The organism is Clostridium rhizosphaerae, assembly GCF_016765585.1.
In the GTDB taxonomy this organism is placed as follows: domain Bacteria; phylum Bacillota; class Clostridia; order Clostridiales; family Clostridiaceae; genus Clostridium_AT; species Clostridium_AT rhizosphaerae.
This window is the reverse complement of the sequence record NZ_JAESWC010000002.1, coordinates 202782-225684: the sequence shown is the minus strand read 5'-3', so window position 1 is coordinate 225684 and position 22903 is coordinate 202782. Positions and strand designations below refer to the sequence as shown.

The following is a 22903-nucleotide window of genomic DNA, read 5'->3' as shown; positions in this document are numbered from 1 at the left end:
AGGTATTATTGTGCTAGATTTTGATGTTGAAATTCAACAATTTGCGCAGATTAAAGTTATAGGTTGCGGTGGAGGAGGTAATAACGCCGTAAACAGAATGATTAAAGGTGGACTTAAAAATGTTGAGTTTATAGTTGTAAATACTGATAAACAGGCATTGATGCTGTCACAAGCATCTCAAAAAATACAAATTGGTGATAAGCTGACAAAAGGATTAGGAGCCGGCGCTAATCCGGAAATTGGTATGAAAGCTGCCGAAGAAAGCAAGGATGAAATTGCCCAAGCTATAAAGGGTGCAGATATGGTATTTATAACTGCTGGTATGGGCGGAGGTACAGGTACAGGTGCTGCTCCAGTTATAGCTGAGATAGCAAAATCCATGGGAATTTTAACTGTAGGAGTTGTTACTAAGCCATTTCCATTTGAGGGAAGAAAAAGAATGCTTAATGCAGAGCTTGGAATTAAAAATTTAAAGGATAGGGTTGATACACTTGTAACAATACCTAATGAAAGACTCTTGAGCATTGTTGATAAAAAAACACCTTTAGTAGAATCTTTCAGGTTAGCTGATGATGTTTTAAGACAAGGTGTGCAGGGTATTTCAGACCTTATAACAATTCCAGGACTTGTAAACTTAGACTTTGCCGATGTTAAGACAATAATGATTGACAAAGGTTTAGCACATATGGGTACAGGAGAAGGCCGTGGTGATAGTCGTGCACAAGACGCAGCTAAACAAGCTATATCTAGTCCTTTGCTTGAAACTTCTATTGTAGGAGCAACAGGTGTACTGCTAAATATAACAGGTGGACAAGACTTTTCCTTAATTGAAATGAACGAGGCAGCTGAAATAGTACAACAAGCGGCTGATCCTGACGCTAATATAATTGTTGGTGCAGTTATTGATGAAAATTTAAAGGATGAAATCAGAATTACAGTAATAGCAACCGGATTTGAAAATGAAAAATCCGAAGCTAAGGTTACCAAAACTGCTAATCCGAAAAACGAAGCTGCATTCACTTTAGAAAAAGAAAAATATGATGAAACAGATTTGGAAATACCTGCTTTCTTAAGAAGGTCTTCTAAAAGATAAAAGTGCCTATGGCACTTTTTTTATTTTTAAATATTTTTGGTTTAAATGTGATGTAATTTGGCATATTTTTGATTTAAAAAATAATAAGCCGTGATATAAAATGACAAAATTTTGAAATAAATAGATATATAATAAGTTTAAAGGAGGGGGGCATATGGTAGTAAACTTAGATGTATTGATTTTAGAGAATGCTATTATAGATTATTTTCTTTTATATATTACCACTCAAACTATTAGGATTAGAATTAAACCTAAAAAATTAATATTATCATCTATTATCGGAGGTATATATGTAGTTACTTTAATATTTCCAAAACTAAAATTGCTAACTTTGTTACCCTTCAAAATACTTGTTGTTTTAATAATGATTTCAATTCTTTACAAATTTAAAGATTTAATTTTAATACTAAAGGCCTCAGTCATATTTATACTTTATTCCATGCTGCTAGAGGGTTTTTGCTTCTTTATTGAGTTAAATACCAGTAATACACTTTCTAATCTCAGTTCATTAAAAATAAATTTTACTTATAAGAAGCTTATGTTAGCATTCATTGTCTGTTATCTCTTAATTAATAGATTAATTATTTATATTAAAGATAGGAAGGACATTAGTACATTAATTTATAAGGTAGATATAAAAAACAATAACATTTGTAAAACTTTCTCTGCATTTTTAGATACGGGAAATGAGCTTAGAGAGCCTGCAACAAATCTTCCGGTTTTGATTCTTGAAAATAAATATATTGAGGATTTTAATATTGAAGATAAAGATAAACTTTATATTCCTTATAAAATCATAGATGGGAGTGTAGGAAATTTAGTTGGCTTTAAACCGGAGTATGTAAATGTGTATTTTAAAGATAAAGTGACGAGAAAAGAGGTAATAATAGCGTTTTGCGAAAATAAACTAAGCGATTTAGATGATTACCAAGCACTTCTATCAAGAGGAATAATTTAGTCTTTATGAGGGGGATAAATATGTTAAACTTAAAGGTAATATTAAACAGACTATTAATTAAATTTAGATTTGGTATAAGAAAATTATATTATATCGGTGGAAATGATGCTTTACCACCACCGCTAAGTAAAGAGGAGGAAGAGGATTTAGTAGCCAGGCTTACAGAAGGTGATGAAAGTATAAGATCAATTTTGATAGAAAGAAACTTAAGATTGGTTGTTTATATAGCACGAAAATTTGAAAATACTGGGGTTAATGTAGAGGACTTGATTTCTGTTGGAACTATTGGGTTAATTAAAGCTGTAAACACCTTTGATCCAACTAAAAAGATTAAACTTGCTACCTATGGTTCAAGATGCATAGAAAATGAAATATTGATGTATCTTAGAAGAAATAGCAAGGTTAAGGCAGAAATATCCTTTTATGAGCCTCTCAACATTGATTGGGATGGTAATGAATTACTTCTTTCAGATATACTAGGTACAGAAAACGACTCAGTTTATAATTTGATAGAAGACGAAGTTGACAAACAACTTCTAGTCGTAGCTATGAAAAAACTCAATAATAGAGAAAAAGAAATTGTTCAATTAAGATTTGGACTAAATGGGGATAACGAGAAAACACAAAAAGAAGTTGCAGATATGCTCGGAATATCACAATCATACATATCTAGATTAGAAAAGAGAATAATAAAAAGATTAAAAAAAGAAATAAATAAAATGATATAGGTTGTCTTTAGTATAAAAAAACGCCCCTTGGGAAATAATTTTAATGCTATTATTTAAAAGGGGCTGATGACAGGATGATGATTAACAAAGTCGAAATATGTGGTGTTAATACCGCTAAATTACCAGTTTTAAAAGAAAGTGAAATGAGACAGCTTCTATTTAAGATGAAAGATAGGGATGAAGAATCGAGAGAAAAATTCATAAGAGGAAACTTAAGACTAGTATTAAGTGTTATTCAAAGATTCAATAATAGAGGAGAGAATGTAGATGATTTATTTCAAGTTGGCTGTATAGGCTTAATCAAGGCTATTGACAATTTCGACCTGACACAAAATGTAAAGTTTTCTACATATGCTGTTCCAATGATAATTGGAGAAATAAGACGATATTTAAGGGACAATAATTCAATAAGAGTTAGTAGATCTCTAAGAGACATTGCATATAGGGCATTACAGGTGAGAGATAAATTAATAAGTGAAAACAATAAAGAACCAACTATATCACAAATTGCTAAAGAATTAAAAGTTCCAAGGGAGGAAGTAGTATTTGCATTAGATGCAATTCAAGATCCTGTATCGCTTTTTGAACCAATATATCATGATGGCGGAGATGCGATTTATGTAATGGATCAGATTAGTGATAATAAAAATTTAGATGACAGTTGGCTTGAAAATATATCTATTAAAGAAGCAATGAAAAAGTTGAATGATAGAGAAAAATTAATACTTACCTTAAGATTTTTCGATGGAAGAACTCAGATGGAAGTAGCAGATGAAATTGGGATATCCCAAGCTCAAGTATCTAGATTAGAGAAAACAGCTTTAAGACATATGAGAAAGTATGTGTAAAAGAGCCGCTAGGCTCTTTTTTTATCATATATTAATGGATATATGAATATAAATTATATTAAGATTGGACAAACTTGTAAAAAAGGTTTGAAAAATAATAAAAGAATTTATTTAAAACGAGGTGAAAAAAATGGAAGATTCGTTGTATTCAATAGCAAACTTAAGATCTATGGAGGTAATTGATATTTCCACTGGGTCTAAGCTTGGATTTATAAAAGATTTGAAAATTGATTGTGATGAATATAGGATATTATCTATACTATTGCCAAATCAAAAGGTTTCCTGGTTTGGGAAAAATGATACTATTGAAATTCCTTGGAGCAAAGTACTGAAAATAGGTTTAGATGTTATTCTTATTGATGGTAATGGCTTAGTTATAAATAATAAGATGTAGAAATTATTATAATAAATGTGTATAATATTTATATATAACCTTTAATATCTATAAAATAGATAATATTGTACAAAGGATGTGGAGAAAGTGAAATGTCCATACTGTGGATATGAAGAAAGTAAAGTTGTGGATTCTAGGTCCACAGAAGATGATATGGCAATAAGGAGAAGACGGGAATGTCTAAGCTGCAGCAAAAGATATACAACATATGAGAAAATAGAAGATATTCCAATCCTGGTTATTAAGAAAGACATGAGCAGAGAATACTTTGATAAGTCCAAAATAATTAATGGATTATTAAAGGCTTGTCAGAAACGTCCCGTTTCACGTATGCAGATTGAAACAATAGCAAGCGATATAGAGAAACAACTGAGCAATCAAATGCTTACAGAAGTAAGATCCGAGTATATAGGTGAAATGATAATGGAAAGTTTGAAAAAGGTTGATGAGATAGCGTATGTAAGATTCGCATCTGTTTATAGACAATTTAAAGATATAAATACTTTTATGGAAGAATTAAAAAGTCTTATGATAAATAAATAGTAGAATGCCCTTAGGGCATTTTTTTGTATGTTAAATTCTAGTTAAATGAATAGCAAAAATTTGAAACCAGATAAAATAATGATAAAATAATGGAGAGGAGTATAATTAGTGGAACATATACTTATAAAAAATTATGATTTTATTACAACCTCATGTAATGATGCAAAATTTGTATTTTCTACTGCAAAAGAAAATTTGAATTTTAATATAAAAAAGAAGTGTGGTAATGATAATCTTTTAAGTTTAAAAGAATGGTTCAATGTAAGCAATATAGGCTATTTAAATCAAATACACAGTAATCTGGTTTATGACTATGACGGAAAAGTTTATGAAGGAGATGCTCTTATTACAAATGAACATAAAGTTGCAATAGGTGTATTTACGGCTGATTGTGTTCCTATTTTAATATATGATAAAAAGAAGAATGTGGTGGCAGCGGTACATAGCGGATGGAAAGGAACTATTGGTGGTATTGTAATAAATACTATCATCAAAATGGAGAAAGACTATAATTCTTTTGCTAAAGATTTAGTGGTTTATATTGGCCCTCATAATAGAGAGTGCTGCTATGAAATAGGAGAAGATTTAGCTGCTTTATTCAATAACTATGAGTTATTTAAAGACGAAAAAATAATAATAAATAACAAATTGAATTTAGAAAAATGTATAATTACGCAGCTGTTATCAATTGGAGTATTAAAAGAAAACATAAATTCTTTAAAAATATGCACCTTTTGTGATGAGAATATATCTTTACATTCATATAGAAAAGAAAGAGAACAGGCAGGGAGAATGTTTTCTTTTGTTTATCTGATTTAAGAGGGAGGAATACAAATGGCTCAATATAAAATTCTAGCTGTTGATGATGAAGAACATATTCAGGAACTTATTAAGTTTAATTTAGAAAATAGCGGTTACAAGGTTATCTGTTGCGGCGATGGTGCAGAAGCTCTGAAAATTATAAAAGAAGATGATTTTGATTTGATTCTGTTAGATGTTATGCTTCCAGGTATTGACGGATATGATGTGTGTAAAGAAATCAGAAAAGATAATAATATATCTAACATACCAATTATTATGATTACTGCTAAAAGCGAGGAGCTGGATAAGATACTTGGTTTAGAATTAGGTGCTGATGACTATATGACAAAGCCTTTTTCTATTAGAGAACTGTTGGCACGAGTTAAAGCAGTATTAAGACGTACAACTCTGCAGCCCTTGGATAAAGCTTATAAATTTGATAATGTTGTTGTAGATTTTGAGAAACATGAAGTTACAAAAGAAAGTAAAAGAATTGAGTTGACTTTAAAAGAATTTGAAGTATTAGAAATACTAATAAAAAATAAAGGAAGAGTAATAACTAGAGAATTTCTTTTAGATAAAGTGTGGGGGTATGAGTATATTGGTGAAACAAGAACAGTTGATGTTCATATAAGGCATTTAAGACAAAAAATTGAGGAAGATGATAAAGCTCCTAGATATATAGAAACAATTAGAGGTGTAGGATATAGATTTAATTATGGAGAATTAGCATGAAGAAAAGACTAATGATATCTATACTGGGTGTTTTAACAATAAGTGTTGTTATCTTAACATTATTTTTTATTGGTATAATAAATAACCAGTATAATCAAAATATTATACGTAATTTAAAAGAAAATAATCAATTTATTATAAGTATTATAGAAACTAATAATATAGTAGATAAAGATACTTTTTTTAAAAAAAACTTAAGTAATATAGAAATGAGAGTTACATATATTGATAAACAGGGTAATGTAATTTTTGATTCTGTAGCAGATAAGGAGTCCATGGATAATCATAACAGCAGATCTGAAGTTATTGATGCTAGGCTTAACGGGGTAGGTTCATCTATAAGATATAGCCACTCAATAAATAAGAATATGCTGTATGTAGCTACAAGTTTTGGTGATGGTTATATTATAAGAAGTTCAATGCCCATTGCTATTATAAACAGTTTTGAAAGCAAATATATACAATATTATTTAATAACACTGATAGCGGTATTAATTGCTGCTGCAATAGTATCATCAAAACTTTCTCAAGCAATGGTAAGACCTATTAAAGCGCTTCAGGCCATAACTTCCAGAGTAGCGAATGGAGAACTGTGTGAAAGGGTTAAAGTTTTAGAGGATAATGAAATTGGAGATTTAGGGAGAGCCTTTAATAATATGGCCGATAAGCTTCAAACCACGCTGAAAGAGCTTACTAACAGACAAAATAGACTTGAAGCAATTTTGAGGAGCATGGATAGCGGTGTAATTGCAATAGATAAGAATTATAAAATAATTATGATAAATCCATACGCCAAAGAAATATTTGGCATAGAAAAAGATATTATAGGTCAAAATTTAATGGATATTATTCGAGATTATGAACTTGAAAATGTATTTAAGAATAATTCAGAAGAATACAATGAAATAAAACTATTTTGGCCTAAAGAACGTGATTTAAGGGTTAGAACTGCTGAAATTATCGGTGAAACTGAATTAATTGGCAATGTGGCAGTAGTACAAGATATAACAGATATAAAAAGACTTGAGAATATGAGATCACAATTTGTTGCTAATGTATCTCATGAATTGAAAACTCCTTTAACCTCTATTAAAGGTTTTGCGGAAACCTTAAAATTTGTTGAAGATAAAGAAAAAAAAGAAAAGTTTTTAGATATAATAAATGATGAGGCTGATAGATTAACGAGATTGATTAATGATATTTTAACATTATCCTATATAGAGCAGCACAAGGAGACAAAAAATGAAGCTATAAGTGTTGCTGAAATTATTGAGGATGTATATAATCTTATGAAAAACACTGCAGATCTTAAGAATATTAAGATTAATATAGTTACTCAAAATGATTGTATAATAGAAGCTGATAGAGATAGATTTAAACAAATGCTAATTAATTTAGTTGACAATTCTATTAAATATTCTGAAGAGAATGCAACTGTATATATAGGTTTTGAAAATACTAATAATATATGTACTTTATATGTAGAGGATACAGGCGTTGGAATGTCAAAAGAACATTTGGACAGAATATTTGAAAGGTTTTATAGAATTGATAAGGCAAGATCAAGAGCTCAGGGAGGAACAGGACTGGGCTTGGCAATTGTTAAACATATTGTCTTAAGTCTTAATGGTAAAATTGAGGTGCAAAGTCAAATAGGAAAAGGAACTAAGTTTGTAATTAGAATACCAATAAAGAGATAGATGCACATCTATCTCCTTTGACTTTTTTGGGAAATAAAAGCACTTTATGTCCATAATAGCAGTTTTACATTGACTAAAGTTTTCAGTTCATGTATTATAACTTAATGAATACAATACAAAATTGGGAGTGAAAATATGAAAAATACTATAGTAAAAGTCAAACCTAATAGTATTGCAGAAGAATTGGAAATAGAAATTGGAGATAAACTAATAAGTATAAATGATACTGAAGTAAAAGATATAATTGATTATAAATTTCTCATGGCTGATGAATATGTGGAAATTGAAATAGAAAAAAGAGACGGAGAACATTGGTGCTTAGAAGTAGAAAAAGACTACGAAGAGGACTTAGGAGTAGAATTTGAAAATTCAATTTTAGATAGTGCTAGAAGCTGTTCAAATAAATGTGTATTTTGCTTTATCGATCAGCTTCCAAAAGGAATGAGAAAAACTTTATATTTCAAGGATGATGATTCAAGGTTATCTTTTTTACAAGGTAATTTTGTAACATTGACCAATATGAAAGATGAAGATATAGATAGAATTATTAGGTATCGAATAAGTCCTATTAATGTTTCTGTGCATACTACTAATCCGGAATTAAGAGTAAAGATGCTGAATAATAGATTTGCAGGCAACGTATATGAAAGATTGCAAAAGCTTGCTTCTGCAGGTATAGATATTAACTGTCAGATAGTACTCTGTCCTGGGATTAATAATGACGAAGAATTGAAAAGAACAACAGAGGACTTATTTAAGTTGTATCCTTCAGTAAGGAATGTAGCTGTTGTTCCAGTAGGGGCTACAAAGTTTAGAGAAGATCTTTTTAAAGTAACCTTATATGATAAAGGAAGCAGTGCAGCTGAAATTAATGCTGTTTCAATGCTTCAGGAGAAATATAAAGGTATTATAGGTCAACCTTTTATTAGATTATCAGATGAGTTTTATGTAACAGCAGGCTTTGATGTGCCTGAAACAGAATTTTATGGTGAATTTGAGCAATTAGAAGATGGAATTGGTATGATTAGATTGCTGCGAAATAATTTGGATAAAACGCTGCCTAATATTGATATGGAAATTAAAAATTCCTTTACAATGATAACAGGCGCATCAGCATATAAAGAAATTAAAGCTGTTGCTTCCAAAATTCAGAAAGCTAATCCAAATATTAATATAGATGCTGTTAAAATAATCAATAATTATTTTGGAGAAACTATTACTGTGGCAGGACTTTTAACTGGTAAGGATATAATTGATCAATTAAAAAACCAAAAACTAGGTAATTTTATAATAATGCCTAGAAATATGCTGAGAAGCGGAGAAGAAACTTTACTTGATGATATTATTGTTAAGGATATTGAAGATGCTTTTAATAGAAAAGTCTTAATAGTCGACTATTCAGGTGAAGATTTAATTGAGATTATAAATAAATTTGGCAAGGAGGAAAAATAAATGGGAAAACCTATTGTAGCTTTTGTAGGACGTCCAAATGTTGGAAAATCAACACTTTTTAATAAGATTGCAGGTAAAAGAATTTCAATTGTTGAAGATACGCCTGGTGTAACAAGGGATAGAGTTTATGCGGAGGCAGAATGGCTTAAGTATAATTTTACAATTATTGATACTGGGGGTATAGAACCTGAGAGTGGAGATATAATTTTATCTCAAATGAGAAGGCAGGCCCAAATTGCAATAGATACTGCTAATGTTATAGTGTTTATTGTCGATGGAAAAGAAGGCCTGACTGCTGCTGATGCAGAAGTTGCTCAAATGCTTAGAAAGAGCAAAAAACCAATAGTACTTGTCGTAAATAAGATAGATAGTTTAAAAGATGAGGATAATGCTTTTGAATTTTATAACTTAGGAATAGGCGAGCCTATAACAATTTCTGCTACTCAAGGTCTAGCTTTAGGTGATATGCTTGATAGAATTGTTGAACATTTTCCAAGTGGAACAGATGATGAGGAACAGGATGAATATATTAAGATAGCAATGGTTGGGAAACCTAATGTTGGAAAATCATCCCTCATTAATAAACTCTTGGGAGAAGAAAGAGTAATAGTTAGTGATATACCCGGTACAACAAGAGATGCCATAGATAGTACATTAGAAACAGAAGAAGGAAAATTTATCTTAATAGATACTGCAGGTCTTAGAAGAAAAAGTAAAATTAAAGAAGAAATAGAGAGATATAGTGTAATTAGAACATTAGCAGCATTAGAAAGAGCTGACGTTTGCATATTAATTATTGATGCTACTGAGGGCGTAACTGAACAAGATGAAAAAATTATTGGATATGCTCATGAACAAGGTAAGGCGATAATGGTAGTGGTTAATAAGTGGGACTTAATAGAAAAAGATGATAAGACCATGGAAAACTACAAAAAGACTTTACAAGGTAAAATGGCATTTATTGAATATGCATCCTTCTTGTTTATATCCGCCAAGACTGGTCAGAGAGTACATAAGGTTTTAAGTGAGGCTAAAGCATGTTATGCTAATTACTCAAAGCGTATATCTACAGGTATATTAAATGATGTTATAAATAAAGCTGTATTAATGAAAGAACCGCCAATAGTTGGATTAAAAAGGTTAAAAATCTATTATGTTACTCAGGCAGAAACAAAGCCACCACTATTTATTTTCTTTGTTAATGATACCCAGACTATACATTTTTCTTATGAAAGATATCTAGTTAACCAATTAAGAAATAACTTTGACTTTAAAGGAACTTCTATAAAAGTTCATTTTAGAGAAAGGAAAGAATAAAATGAATGCTAATGTTTCTTTCTTAGGTGGCGGAAGCTTCGGAACAGCATTGGGAATAATGCTTGCTAAAAAAGGACTTTGTGTTAGAATTTGGGATAGAAATAAACAAGTAATTGATGATATTAATGATAAAAGAGAAAATATTAAGTATCTGCCTAAAATAACAGTACCTTATAATGTTACGGGCTGTGTTGAATTAACTAAATGTGTATTAGATAGTGATTTTATTGTTTTATCTGTACCTTCTCATGCTATAAGGAATCTATGCAAACAAATTAAAGAACACGTGAATAAAAATCAAATAATTGTTAGTATAGCTAAAGGTATAGAAGAAGAATCCTTAAAACGTATATCAGAAGTTATAGAAGAAGAACTTCCAGATAATCCGGTTGTTGTTTTATCAGGTCCTAGTCATGCAGAAGAAGTAGCATTAGATATTCCTACCGCTGTTGTTGCAGCTTCTAAGGATTTAAATTCAGCACAAAAAGTTCAGGATTTATTCTTAACTAAGAAGTTTAGAGTATATACTAATGAAGATATTGTTGGTGTTGAAATTGGAGGAGCTGTTAAAAACATTATTGCTTTGGCAGCTGGAATTTCCGATGGTATTGGCTATGGTGATAATACTAAAGCAGCCTTAATGACTAGAGGAATGAGCGAAATCATTCGAATTGGTACAAAACTAGGCGGAAAGAGTGAGACTTTTTCAGGACTCACAGGCATTGGTGATCTTATAGTAACCTGTACCAGCATGCACAGCAGAAATAGAAGAGCAGGAATTTTGATTGGTAAGGGTACTACAGTAGAAGATGCAATATCTCAAATTGGCATGGTTGTTGAAGGTATTAAAGCTTGCAGAGCATTTCATGCTTTAAAGGAAAAACTTAATATATCTATGCCGATAACTGATACATTATATCAAGTTTTATTTGAAGGTAAAGATCCAAAGTATGGAGTTTATGAGCTAATGTCTAGGGAAAAGAAAGATGAAATTTACAATATAGAATAAAAATTAATACATTTAGTAATAAATGTTTTACTCTTTCAATATATATATAGTGTTAATAAGTATTAATTGGGAGGGTATGCGTTGGAAAATTTCGATATATATAAGGACATAGCCGAAAGAACACAAGGGGATATTTATGTTGGAGTGGTTGGGCCAGTAAGAACAGGTAAGTCATCTTTTATAAAACGATTTATGGATTTAATGGTTATTCCAAATATTGAAAACTCCTACAAGAAACAAAGAGCTAAAGACGAATTACCTCAAAGTGCATCAGGTAAGACAATTCATACTACTGAGCCTAAATTTGTTCCAAATGAAGCTGTTGAAGTTAACCTTGAAGATGGAACAAAATTCAAGGTTAGAATGGTTGATTGTGTTGGTTATATAGTAAAAGGAGCATCAGGATATACGGAAGGTGATTCTGCTAAGATGGTAAGTACTCCTTGGTATGACCATGAAATACCATTTGAAGAAGCTGCTGAAATTGGTACTAAAAAAGTTATTAATGATCATTCTACAATTGGACTAGTAATAACCACTGATGGTTCAATAACTGATATTGCAAGAGAAGATTACATTGATCCTGAGGAAAGAGTTATTGGTGAATTAAAAGCTATTAATAAGCCATTCATCGTAATATTAAATTCAGCTCATGTAAATGATCCTAAGACCATAGCTTTAAAAAGGGAGCTTGAAGATAAATACGATGTTCCTGTACAAGTGATGGATGTTTTAAATATGAATGAAAATGACATAGCAAACGTATTTCAAACTGTACTTAAGGAATTCCCAGTGGCTGAAATTAATATCGATATTCCTGAATGGATTGAGAAGCTTGAAACTAAGCATTGGCTTAAGACAAATTTCTTTAATTTAGTAAAGGATATGTGTAATAAAATCTATAAGGTTAGAGATATTAAGCGTTCTTTAGATGAATTTAGAGAAATTGAATTTTTGGATTTAGCTGGCCTTAATGAACTTAATATGGGTAATGGAACTGCTAGAGTATCCTTAAATCCTAAAAATGATTTATTCTATAGAGTTTTAAGCGAAGTATCTGGTCATGAGATTAAAGGTGAAAATGAACTTTTAGTAATAATGAAGGATCTTTATAAAGCAAAAGTAGAATATGATAAGGTTGCAGACGCATTGAGGGAAGTTAAAGAAACAGGTTATGGACTTGTAGCTCCACAGCTTTCTGAAATGAAGCTTGAAGAGCCAGAATTCTTAAAACAAGGCAGTAGATGCGTTGTAAAACTAAAAGCTAGTGCTCCGTCTCTTCATTTTATAAAAGCTGATGTAGAAACAGAAATTTCACCTATTATGGGCACAGAAAAACAAAGTGAAGAGCTTATGAAATCATTGCTTGAACAGTTTGAAAACGATAAGTCAAAGATATGGCAGAGCAATATGTTCGGAAAGCCTTTAGAAATCCTTGTAAAGGAAGAGCTGCAAAGTAAGTTGTACAAAATGCCTGAAGATGTACAAGTGAAACTTCAAAAAACCCTTCAGAAGATAATTAATGAAGGAACTGGTGGATTAATCTGTATTATATTGTAAAGTTTTTCAATATATATACAATGCAAAAGCTCTAATACATTCATAATGTCCCAAAAACCCTTGAAGATTGGATATTTTGGGACATTATGAATGTAAGAACTTTATTGCATTGTCTAATAATAAGCATATTTAACTATGCTTGTTTTATATTGATTTTTTATCTTCCTATGCTATAATATAACTGTTGACTGGGTATGGCGCAGATGGTAGCGCGCATGAATGGGGTTCATGAGGTCGCAAGTTCAAATCTTGTTACCCAGACCAAAAGCTTGTGGAATTATCGTTTCACTGGCTTTTTTTATTTTTTGCCTTTATATGATAAGTATTATGTTATTTTTGATTTTTAAAGACAGTTATATATAAACAACTTCAACTATAAACTTACAAACAATAAAAAAGCATTGAAGATTTGCTATTTTTATTGTCTGTAAATTAAGTTTTCGTATTGTTTATCTATAATTAACATGAATATTAATTATATTGCTTGGGTAGTATAATTGTGAAGGTGGTGATATTATGTCAACAAAATCAGATAAAAAAAGAAAAAACGATAATAAAACTACCAATACTAAGAGAGCTAATCCAATTACACTGGAAGTTAAAAGTGATGCAAGTGAGCCAACTAGAGGATTGCCAAAAGTATAAAATAATTTCTTCATTATAATATTAAGCCTGTATAAGTTATAATGCTTATACAGGCTTAATATTATAGTTTGTCTTCATAAAATTCTATAATTTTTGAATAGTTGCCGCCTAGTTTTGCAGTTAAATTATCAGCATATCCACCTGCAAATATATCAGCAATAGTGTTTAATGAGTCTTCTTCTATTGTAGAGTCCTGGCCGTTATTATCTAAAGGTCTATCAACCATGATATTCACCTCCTATAGTTAGGATGTGCAGAAACACTTTATATATTCATAAGCATGAATTGAATAAAAACAAATATATCAGTTAAAATATATATGAATTCACATAAGTTTTTATTGTTATTTTTAGCTAAAAATGAGATTATTATAGTAATAATAATTATTAGTAAGGAGATTTTGTATGGATAAGATTTATACTAAAACAGGCGATAAAGGTTTTACAACGAACCTTCTTAATAAGACTTACTCAAAAGCAGATATTGAAATGGAACTTCAGGGTGGAATAGATGAAATTAATGCCAATATAGGCTTTTTAAGAAGTATAATAAACAGTAAAGCCGATGTATTTAAGAAAGAAACCTTTGAGTATTTAGATAACAGCTTAAAAAGTATACAATATCATTTGTATTTAATAGGAGTAGAGGTTTCTACCGAATTTTCAGAAAAGTACATTGGCAATGACGAAGTTAACTATTTAGAACATGAAATAGACTATATGGTGGATTCTACTCCGCCTATGTCTTCATTCATTTATTATTCAGGCACTGAAATTGCAGTCTTTTCCCATGTAATAAGAACTGTAGTTAGGCGGGTTGAACGGATATTTGTAAAAACTGTTGAAAATAATATTTATCCTATAAGCTATCAATATGTTAATCGTTTATCAGATTACCTTTTCTCATTTAGCAGATATGTAAATAATATTGAAGGAATAACTGATGAACCTATGATATTAAAATAAAAACTTCTAAAGAAATTTTTAAATACAAGGTGACTTTATGAAATAAATATTGTAAAATATATTATGGATGAAAGATATATTTCAATTATATTAACATTTATGATATTTGTTTTGGAGGTGTAGTACCTTGGGATACAATACAGATGTATTAAAAAAGGTTGCTGTAATATTTAATGGTGGAACGATATCTATGAAAGTAGATCCAAGAATACAAGCTGCAGTGCCAACACTTACTGGAGAAGAAATAATGTCTATGGTTACAGGGATAGAAGAGTTTGCTCAAGTTGAATCCTATTCCTTTTCCAATCTGCCAGGCCCTCATATGACTCCGGAAATTATGCTTGATTTATCAAAGTACATTCAAGGATTTTTAGAAAGAGAAGATATAATGGGCGTTGTAGTAACGCATGGAACGGATACTTTAGAGGAAACTGCTTATCTGTTAGATTTGACAATTAAAAGTGAAAAGCCTGTTATTGTTACTGGCTCCATGAGAAATAGTTCTGAACTCGGATATGATGGACCAGCAAATTTAGCAGCTTCCATATGTACGGCAATTTCAGAACAAGCCAAAAACCGAGGTGTTCTTGTTTGTTTGAATGATGAATTGAATTGTGCCAGCGAAGTTACAAAAGCAAATTCCATGAGTTTGGATACATTTAGAAGCCCAAATTTTGGTCCTATAGGAATAGTTGACAGTAATGAAGTTATATTTTATCGTGATAGTCTACAAAAGCAACATATAATTACTGATAAAGTAGAACCAAAAGTAGATTTAATAAAATGTGCTGCTGGTATGGATTCAAAGTATATTGACTTTTGTATTAATGAAGGAACTAAAGGAATAGTCCTAGAAGCAATGGGAAGAGGAAATGTTCCACCAGAAATGCTTTCTGGCGTAGAAAGAGCAATAAAAAATAATATACCAGTTATCGTAGTATCAAGATGTTTTCAGGGCAGAGTTCTTGATTCTTATGGTTATCCTGGTGGAGGAAAGATATTACGAAATTTAGGAGTAATATTTGGAGATAATCTTCCTGGACAAAAGGCTAGAATAAAATTAATGCTAGCACTTGGAAAAACTAATAATATTAAAGAAATAAAGAATATTTTTGAAACAGGTCATTACCAGTATCACTAATCATGAAAGATTAGAATGGATATACATTCTAATCTTTTATGATTTAGCAAAGTATTTTATTCTTTATATAATGCAAAAGTTCTAATACATAAAAGATGTCCCAAAAATCCTTGAAGATTGGATATTTTATGACATCATTAACGTAAGAACTTTATTGCATTATATATATGTAACACTTATATATTTTTATGAATAATATAATAAAAAATCTATAAGTGAGGGAATACTTATGAGCTCTAACAATAGGCTGAATTCTATTTCTGAATATCACTTTCAAAAGTTAGATATTCTAAAGAAAAAATTAATTAATGATGGTAAGAAGATTGTTGATTTAAGCATAGGCGATCCAGACTTAGAAGTGGATAAAAGCATAATACAGAGTCTTATTGAAGGATTTAATGTAAATGGTTATAATAAATACCCACCTTATGACGGGATTGAAGAACTTAAGCTTGGAATAATTAATTATTATAGAGAAATATATAATGTTAAATTAACTTTAGATGAAGTACTTATTCTCATTGGTTCAAAGGAAGGAATAAATAATATTATACCTGCAGTTTGTGACATAGGTGATTATGCCATTGTGCCAAATCCAGGTTATCCTGTTTATTCAACGTGCTGCCATTTATGGGGTGTGAATACCTATAATATAGTATTAAAGGAGAATAATTCGTATCTTCCGCATTTAGGGGATATTGATAAAAAAGTTTTGGACAAATGCAGGCTTTTTGCCATTAACTATCCTAATAACCCTACAGGAGCAACTGCTAATAGTGATTTCTATAAGGAAATAGTAGAGTTCTGCAATAATCATAATATTATTATATATAATGATGCCGCATATAATGAAATAATTAAAAAAAATGAAGCTCCATTAAGCATACTGCAATTTGATCCCCAAAAAAAGTGCGTTGAGTTTGGAACCTTCTCAAAAACATATAATATGACAGGTTTTAGAATTGGATATGTAGTTGGAAATAGTAGAGTAATCAGTTCATTGCTAAAAGTAAAGAGTAATGTTGACTCCGGGCAGTTTATTCCAATTCAATATGCTGCTATTGCAGCTTTAAAACTAAGCAGAGATTATGTTAATTCTATAAGAAACACCTATGAGGAAAGAAAAAAGATTACAAAAAGGTTATTATATGAACATAATATTGAATTTTTTGATAGCGAAGGAACTTTTTATTTGTGGTGTAAAACCCCAGCTAAATTCAATACAGAAAAATTTTGCGAGGAATTGTTAAATGCAGGTGGTTTAGTAGTAACTCCAGGTAATGCTTTTGGAGATGCAGGAGCCGATAACTTTAGAATTGCTCTTACAAGAGACAAAATGGAAATATTTAATGCATTTAATAAAATTAGTGTATACTAGATAGAAATCAACAATTAATATAGATGCTTCTTCTTAATAGAAGCATCTATATTATTTAAAATGTATTGTTAAGCAAATTTAGCTTGCAATTATAATTAATGTTTATGTATAATTAGTATGAACTTATTAAAGGGTCGGAAGGATGAATTATCTATGACTAAAAGTATGACTGGCTTTGGGAGAGGAAGCATTGAAGAAGATGGAAAAAGTTATGTGATTGAAATAAAAAGTGTAAATCACAGATATTTGGACATAAATATAAAAATGCCAAGAAATTTAATATCTCTCGAAGACAGAATAAGAAAGACTATTTCACAGAAAATAAATAGGGGAAAAGTAGACATATTTATAACTCAAAATACATATGTGAGTAATAATACAGTTACTAATTTTAATCATAATCTTGGTGACAGCTATTTAAATTGTCTTAAGGAAATAAGAGATAGGTATGAAGTAAGAGATGATATTTCGGTTTCTTTAATTGCTAGATTCCCGGAGGTTATTACTCTTAATACAAAAGAAGAAGACTTAGATGAGGTTTGGAATAATTTAAAAATTCCTTTAGATGATGCCTTAAATTCATTTGTTTTGATGAGAGAAAAGGAAGGCCAAAACCTTAAGGAAGATATAACTAAAAGATGTGATTATATCAAAGAACAAATTGACAAAATTGAACTAATGGCTCCGGCAATTGTAGTAGAGTATAAAGAAAAACTAGAGAAACGATTAAAAGAGCTTCTAGGAGATATTAAAATTGATGAAAACAGAATAGCTATGGAATTAGCAATCTTTTCTGATAAAGCAAATATTGACGAAGAACTTGTAAGATTGAATAGCCATATTATTCAAATGAAAGATGCACTTAATTTAAGTGAGCCAGTTGGTCGAAAGTTAGATTTTATAGTTCAGGAAATGAATCGGGAGACTAATACAATAGCTTCTAAGGCAAATAACTTAGAAATCACAAATATTAGTTTAAACATAAAAAATGAAATTGAAAAAATCAGAGAACAAGTTCAAAATATGGAATAAATTAGGAGGAAGAACATGGGCATCAAATTAATAAATATAGGTTTTGGAAACATTGTTTCGGCAAATAGACTTGTTGCTATAGTGAGTCCTGAATCTGCACCAATAAAAAGAATAATTCAAGAAGCTAGAGACAGAGGTATGCTTATAGATGCTACTTATGGTAGAAGAACCAGAGCTGTTATAATTACTGACAGTGATCATGTTATATTATCAGCGGTTCAGCCAGAAACAGTAGCACATAGGTTATCTTCGAATAAAGAAGACGTTGAAATTGATGAGGTAGATGAATAATGAATCAAAAGGGATTACTATTAGTTATATCTGGACCTTCAGGTGCTGGGAAAGGGACAATTTGTAAAGCATTATTAGAGAAAAGTGAGTTTTGGCTTTCTGTATCTTCTACTACCAGAAATCCAAGGGCTGGTGAAGTCCATGGAGAAAGCTACTATTTTATTAGTAAGGAAGATTTTAAGAATAGAATAGATAAAGGTGATTTCCTAGAATATGCTGAAGTCTATGGTAATTATTATGGAACCCCTAAATCAAGCGTTATAGAAATGCTTGAAAGTGGAAAAGATGTTATATTAGAAATAGATATTCAAGGAGCTTTGAAAGTAAAGGAAGCATTTCCAGAAGGAATATTTATTTTTATACTTCCTCCATCAATGGAAGAATTAAAACAAAGAATTATAAAAAGGGGCAGCGAAACTCCAGAATCATTAATGACAAGATTTAAGTCTGCCTATAAGGAAATTAATTATGTATCAAAATACAGCTATGCTGTTGTTAATGATACTGTTAATGGTGCATTAGAGAAAATTGAAAGCATTGTTATAGCAGAAAGATGCAGAGTAGACAGAATGAAAGATACTATATTAAACTCAAGGGAGGAGTTAATTCATGAACAACTCTATGATTAATCCATCAATAGTAGAATTACTAAAAAAAGTTGATAACAGGTATTCATTAGTGGTTATTACCTCGAAAAGAGCTAGACAAATAATAGATGGAAGCAAACCATTAATAGATACAGAAAAAAATAAACCTTTGACAGTTGCAATAAATGAGGTTAATTTAGGTGCAATAACATATGAAACTGTGAAAGAAGGCATAAAGTAAAATGAACTCAAAAAAAACGGTGTTAGTTGGTGTTTGTGGAGGTATTGCTGCTTATAAGGCCTTAGATGTTATAAGCAGACTTAAAAAGGAAAATTATGACGTTCATGTAATAATGACCAAAAGTTCCTCGCAATTTGTAACACCGCTTAGTTTCCAATCTTTAAGTCAAAATATGGTCGTAAATGATATGTTTGCTGAACCTAAGGCGTGGGAAATTCAGCATATTTCTCTTGCAAAAAAAGCTGATTTAGTGCTTATTGTTCCTGCTACAGCTAATATTATAGGAAAAGTAGCAGGCGGTATTGCTGATGACATGCTGTCCACCACTATAATGGCTACAACTGCGCCGGTTGTTTTTGCACCAGCTATGAATACCAATATGTATAAAAACCCCATTGTTCAGGATAATATACATAAATTAAGTAATTTGGGATACAAATTTATAGCTCCTCAAAGTGGAAGACTTGCTTGTGGTGATGATGGTGAGGGGAAATTGGCAGATACTGAACTTATTACAAATTATGTTTCAAGTTTATTATATGATAAAAAGGATCTCAAAAATAAAAAGGTTTTGGTAACTGCTGGTCCTACTATAGCACCTATTGATCCAGTGAGGTTTATAACTAATAAGTCAACTGGCAAAATGGGGTATTCTATTGCTGAAGAAGCACGTGATAGAGGAGCTGAGGTTACTTTAGTTTCAGGACCTACTTCTTTAAAGACGCCTTTTGGAGTTAAGATTATTAATGTTGCTACAAATCAAGAGATGTATGATCAGGTTTTAGAACAGTTTAAAGACAGCGATATAGTTATTATGTCTGCTGCTGTAGCTGACTATAAGCCTTCACAATATTCTAACATTAAGATTAAGAAGAAAGAAAACAATTTATCTCTTGCCTTAGAAAAAGATAATGACATATTAAAGAAATTAGGAGAATTAAAAGAGCATCAATTGCTAGTAGGATTTGCAGCAGAAAGTAATGATCTAGCTCAGAATGCACAATTAAAATTGATAAATAAAAACTTAGACTATATAGTAGCTAATGATATACTAAGCAATGACACTGGATTTGCCTCAGATGAAAATAAAGTTTTAATAATGGGCAGATTAGGGGAAAAAATTCAATTGGATAAAATGCCTAAAAGAATTGTTGCTAGGGAACTTTTTAATTTAATTAATAAATAATATGGTTAGGGGCGAACCTGGTGATTTTATATTCCGGATTAACCCCTTTTTAATTTAAATAATATTAAAAGGGTGATTTAGTGTATAAATATGCAGGTATTATTGTCAATAACAGCTCTTTACAAGTAGATAAAATATTTACCTACTCTATTCCTAATAATTTGAAAGAAATATTAAAGTTAGGCTTTATTGTAAAGGTTCCTTTTGGTATAGGCAATAAAAAAATCGATGGTTTTGTTGTTGAACTATATGAAGAGTGTTCAGAGGAAACAAGGACAAAAGAAATATTAGGGATTAGCTATGAGTTTTCTTTCTTACGGGAAGAAGATATAAACTTGATTAAGTTTATGAGGGAAAGATATTTATGCACTTACTTGGAAGCTATAAAATCTATTCTTCCTCCTGGCATAACTAAAGGAATGCAAAGAAAGACTAGCCAAGTAATTTATGCAGGTAAACAATTGGAAGGCAAATATAACAAAGAGCCATATATATCAATTTATAATTTAATACTAAGTAATAATGGAAAGTATAACAAAAATGAATTGGTAAATAAGTTCGAAATATCACTTTCTTCTATCAACACATTACTGAAGTATAATTATTTAGATAATGAAAAGATATATATTGATAGATTTGATCAAAGAAAGTTTAATGCATACTCTGAAAAAACTTTAAATTATGAACAAAAAAATGTTTTAGATAAAATAAGCAGTTCTGATAAAAATATTTTTCTGCTTCATGGAGTTACTGGAAGCGGTAAAACCGAAGTTTACATGAAACTTGTAAGTCAGATGATTAATAATAATAAAGACTCTATAATTTTAGTACCCGAGATTTCACTTACTCCGCAAATGGTTGAGAGATTTAAAGGACGGTTTGGAGAAAATATTGCTGTTTTTCACAGCAGGCTTTCTGAAGGAGAACGATATGATGAATGGATTAGAGTAAAAGAACAGCGAGTTAAGGTAGCTATAGGAGCAAGATCTGCTGTTTTCTTACCCTTTAACAACTTAGGACTCATTATAATAGACGAGGAACATGAAACTAGTTATAAGTCTGACAGTGATCCCAAGTATACAGCTTATGAGATAGCTGAGTATAGATGTTCTGAAAATAAGAGTATACTTGTATTAGGATCAGCAACCCCTTCCATAGATACATATTATAAAGCAAAGTCTGATACAATTGAGTTATTAAAAATGAATACCCGTGCTGATAATGCTGTACTTCCAAGTATTAAGTTAGTTGATATGAGAGAAGAATTATTAGATAACAACAGATCTATTTTTAGTAAAGCTTTATACGAAGAAATTGAGATGGCTTTGACAAATAAAGAGCAGATTATTTTATTTTTAAATAGAAGAGGGTACTCGCCATTTGTGTCTTGCAGGAAATGTGGTTATGTATTTAAATGTCCTAATTGTGATATATCATTAACGTATCACAATGAAAGTAATTCTTTAGAGTGCCACTATTGCGGAATTAAACAAAAATCAACTAGTATTTGCCCAAAATGTAGAAGCAAATATGTAAAATATTTTGGTATAGGAACTGAGAAAATAGAACATGAGATTAAGAAATACTTTCCAAAGGCGAGAACCTTAAGAATGGATTTTGATACTACTAGAAATAAACATTCCTATGAGCATATTTATAAGTCTTTTAAGCATCATGAGGCTGACATTTTAGTAGGAACTCAGATGATAGCAAAGGGCCTAGATTTTAAAAATGTTACTTTGGTTGGAGTAATTGCCGCAGACTTATCTTTAAACTTACCAGACTACAGGTCGGGAGAAAGAACTTTTCAACTTATAACTCAAGTAGCTGGAAGGGCTGGAAGAGGAGAAAAACCTGGGAAGGTTATAGTACAAACATATAATCCCGAAAATTATAGCATTGGTTACTCAATATCTAATAATTATGAAGGATTTTATAATGATGAGATATCCATAAGACGGGATATGAACTATCCACCATTTTCAAAAATATTTTCTATAAATATGAGCAGTAAAAAAGAGGATATATTAATAAAAAATATACAAAATATTGGCGTATTATTAAAACAAATATTGAAAAAAGATGATAAAATAGAAATGCTAGGTCCCTGTCCGTGCTCCATCTCTAAAATCAATGAATATTATAGGTGGCAGATATTATTAAAGGGTCAGATAGATTATGTTTTAGCAAATAATATAAAAAATATTATTTATGATTCACTAAGACAAGTTTATAATGAAATACGCGTAAGTTTGGATATTAACCCTACAAATTTATTATAGATAACTGGAGGTATAAC

The 22903-nt window shown here is 30.6% G+C and carries 24 protein-coding genes and 1 tRNA gene; 24 read left to right on the top strand and 1 reads right to left on the bottom strand.

Annotated elements, in window-relative coordinates:
* Window positions 1-10 precede the first annotated feature (10 nt).
* The 15 genes from ftsZ (at window position 11) to JK636_RS23790 (ending at window position 13783) form a co-directional block, all read left to right on the top strand.
* Entirely contained in the window at window positions 11-1093 is a 1083-nt protein-coding gene (gene ftsZ / locus JK636_RS04285) for a cell division protein FtsZ (protein ID WP_202747606.1), read from the top strand.
* A 154-nt stretch (window positions 1094-1247) separates the two neighbouring features.
* Complete coding sequence (gene spoIIGA, locus JK636_RS04280; protein WP_202747605.1) at window positions 1248-2051, top strand: sigma-E processing peptidase SpoIIGA; 804 nt, start codon at window positions 1248-1250, stop codon at window positions 2049-2051.
* Between the two features lie 20 nt (window positions 2052-2071).
* Window positions 2072-2779: an RNA polymerase sporulation sigma factor SigE gene (sigE, locus tag JK636_RS04275; protein ID WP_202747604.1), complete on the top strand. Its 708-nt coding sequence runs from the start codon at window positions 2072-2074 to the stop codon at window positions 2777-2779.
* A 74-nt stretch (window positions 2780-2853) separates the two neighbouring features.
* On the top strand, window positions 2854-3627 hold the full coding sequence (gene sigG / locus JK636_RS04270; RefSeq protein WP_202747603.1) for an RNA polymerase sporulation sigma factor SigG: 774 nt from the start codon (window positions 2854-2856) through the stop codon (window positions 3625-3627).
* Window positions 3628-3757: 130 nt separating this feature from the next.
* Window positions 3758-4021: a YlmC/YmxH family sporulation protein gene (locus JK636_RS04265; RefSeq protein ID WP_202747602.1), complete on the top strand. Its 264-nt coding sequence runs from the start codon at window positions 3758-3760 to the stop codon at window positions 4019-4021.
* 87 nt (window positions 4022-4108) lie between these two features.
* Window positions 4109-4564, top strand: a complete 456-nt coding sequence (gene nrdR / locus JK636_RS04260; protein ID WP_202747601.1) for a transcriptional regulator NrdR — start codon at window positions 4109-4111, stop codon at window positions 4562-4564.
* Window positions 4565-4672: 108 nt separating this feature from the next.
* Window positions 4673-5383, top strand: coding sequence for a peptidoglycan editing factor PgeF (pgeF, locus tag JK636_RS04255; protein WP_202747600.1), 711 nt, complete (start codon window positions 4673-4675; stop codon window positions 5381-5383).
* Window positions 5384-5398: 15 nt separating this feature from the next.
* A complete protein-coding gene (locus JK636_RS04250; protein WP_202747599.1) occupies window positions 5399-6100 on the top strand; it encodes a response regulator transcription factor in 702 nt (233 codons plus the stop codon).
* Window positions 6097-7800, top strand: a complete 1704-nt coding sequence (gene pnpS / locus JK636_RS04245; RefSeq protein WP_202747598.1) for a two-component system histidine kinase PnpS — start codon at window positions 6097-6099, stop codon at window positions 7798-7800. Before JK636_RS04250 ends, pnpS begins: the two co-directional genes overlap by 4 nt.
* 135 nt (window positions 7801-7935) lie before the next feature.
* Window positions 7936-9252 (top strand): DUF512 domain-containing protein, encoded by a 1317-nt coding sequence (locus tag JK636_RS04240; RefSeq protein ID WP_202747597.1) that lies wholly within the window; start codon window positions 7936-7938, stop codon window positions 9250-9252.
* The gene (gene der, locus JK636_RS04235; protein ID WP_202747596.1) at window positions 9253-10569 is read left to right on the top strand and encodes a ribosome biogenesis GTPase Der; all 1317 of its coding nucleotides are present in this window, start codon (window positions 9253-9255) and stop codon (window positions 10567-10569) included.
* Between the two features lies 1 nt (window position 10570).
* Window positions 10571-11578 (top strand): NAD(P)H-dependent glycerol-3-phosphate dehydrogenase, encoded by a 1008-nt coding sequence (locus JK636_RS04230; protein ID WP_202747595.1) that lies wholly within the window; start codon window positions 10571-10573, stop codon window positions 11576-11578.
* Window positions 11579-11659: 81 nt separating this feature from the next.
* Window positions 11660-13138: a stage IV sporulation protein A gene (gene spoIVA, locus JK636_RS04225; protein ID WP_202747594.1), complete on the top strand. Its 1479-nt coding sequence runs from the start codon at window positions 11660-11662 to the stop codon at window positions 13136-13138.
* A 188-nt stretch (window positions 13139-13326) separates the two neighbouring features.
* Window positions 13327-13402: transfer RNA gene (locus tag JK636_RS04220), tRNA-Pro, on the top strand.
* A gap of 252 nt (window positions 13403-13654) precedes the next feature.
* Window positions 13655-13783, top strand: a complete 129-nt coding sequence (locus tag JK636_RS23790; RefSeq protein WP_274601591.1) for a hypothetical protein — start codon at window positions 13655-13657, stop codon at window positions 13781-13783.
* A 61-nt stretch (window positions 13784-13844) separates the two neighbouring features.
* Here the strand turns inward: JK636_RS23790 and JK636_RS04215 are convergent, their stop codons facing one another.
* Window positions 13845-14009 carry a hypothetical protein gene (locus JK636_RS04215; protein ID WP_202747593.1) on the bottom strand — a complete coding sequence of 55 codons (165 nt, stop codon included), beginning with the start codon at window positions 14007-14009 and terminating at the stop codon, window positions 13845-13847.
* Between the two features lie 178 nt (window positions 14010-14187).
* Between JK636_RS04215 and JK636_RS04210 the strand changes: the two genes are divergently transcribed.
* From JK636_RS04210 to priA, 9 genes are all read left to right on the top strand, one after another.
* Window positions 14188-14748 carry a cob(I)yrinic acid a,c-diamide adenosyltransferase gene (locus JK636_RS04210; RefSeq protein WP_202747592.1) on the top strand — a complete coding sequence of 187 codons (561 nt, stop codon included), beginning with the start codon at window positions 14188-14190 and terminating at the stop codon, window positions 14746-14748.
* A 127-nt stretch (window positions 14749-14875) separates the two neighbouring features.
* Entirely contained in the window at window positions 14876-15889 is a 1014-nt protein-coding gene (locus tag JK636_RS04205; RefSeq protein WP_274601590.1) for an asparaginase, read from the top strand.
* Between the two features lie 229 nt (window positions 15890-16118).
* Complete coding sequence (locus tag JK636_RS04200; RefSeq protein ID WP_202747591.1) at window positions 16119-17267, top strand: aminotransferase class I/II-fold pyridoxal phosphate-dependent enzyme; 1149 nt, start codon at window positions 16119-16121, stop codon at window positions 17265-17267.
* Between the two features lie 153 nt (window positions 17268-17420).
* Window positions 17421-18299 (top strand): YicC/YloC family endoribonuclease, encoded by an 879-nt coding sequence (locus JK636_RS04195; RefSeq protein ID WP_202747590.1) that lies wholly within the window; start codon window positions 17421-17423, stop codon window positions 18297-18299.
* Window positions 18300-18314: 15 nt separating this feature from the next.
* Entirely contained in the window at window positions 18315-18590 is a 276-nt protein-coding gene (gene remA, locus JK636_RS04190) for an extracellular matrix/biofilm regulator RemA (RefSeq protein ID WP_202747589.1), read from the top strand.
* Window positions 18590-19219: a guanylate kinase gene (gmk, locus tag JK636_RS04185; protein WP_202747588.1), complete on the top strand. Its 630-nt coding sequence runs from the start codon at window positions 18590-18592 to the stop codon at window positions 19217-19219. Before remA ends, gmk begins: the two co-directional genes overlap by 1 nt.
* Window positions 19200-19418: a DNA-directed RNA polymerase subunit omega gene (gene rpoZ, locus JK636_RS04180; protein WP_202747587.1), complete on the top strand. Its 219-nt coding sequence runs from the start codon at window positions 19200-19202 to the stop codon at window positions 19416-19418. The genes gmk and rpoZ overlap by 20 nt, the downstream gene beginning before the upstream one ends.
* A 1-nt stretch (window position 19419) precedes the next feature.
* Window positions 19420-20604: a bifunctional phosphopantothenoylcysteine decarboxylase/phosphopantothenate--cysteine ligase CoaBC gene (gene coaBC / locus JK636_RS04175; protein WP_202747586.1), complete on the top strand. Its 1185-nt coding sequence runs from the start codon at window positions 19420-19422 to the stop codon at window positions 20602-20604.
* An 80-nt stretch (window positions 20605-20684) separates the two neighbouring features.
* The gene (priA, locus tag JK636_RS04170; RefSeq protein ID WP_202747585.1) at window positions 20685-22886 is read left to right on the top strand and encodes a primosomal protein N'; all 2202 of its coding nucleotides are present in this window, start codon (window positions 20685-20687) and stop codon (window positions 22884-22886) included.
* Window positions 22887-22903 lie beyond the last annotated feature (17 nt).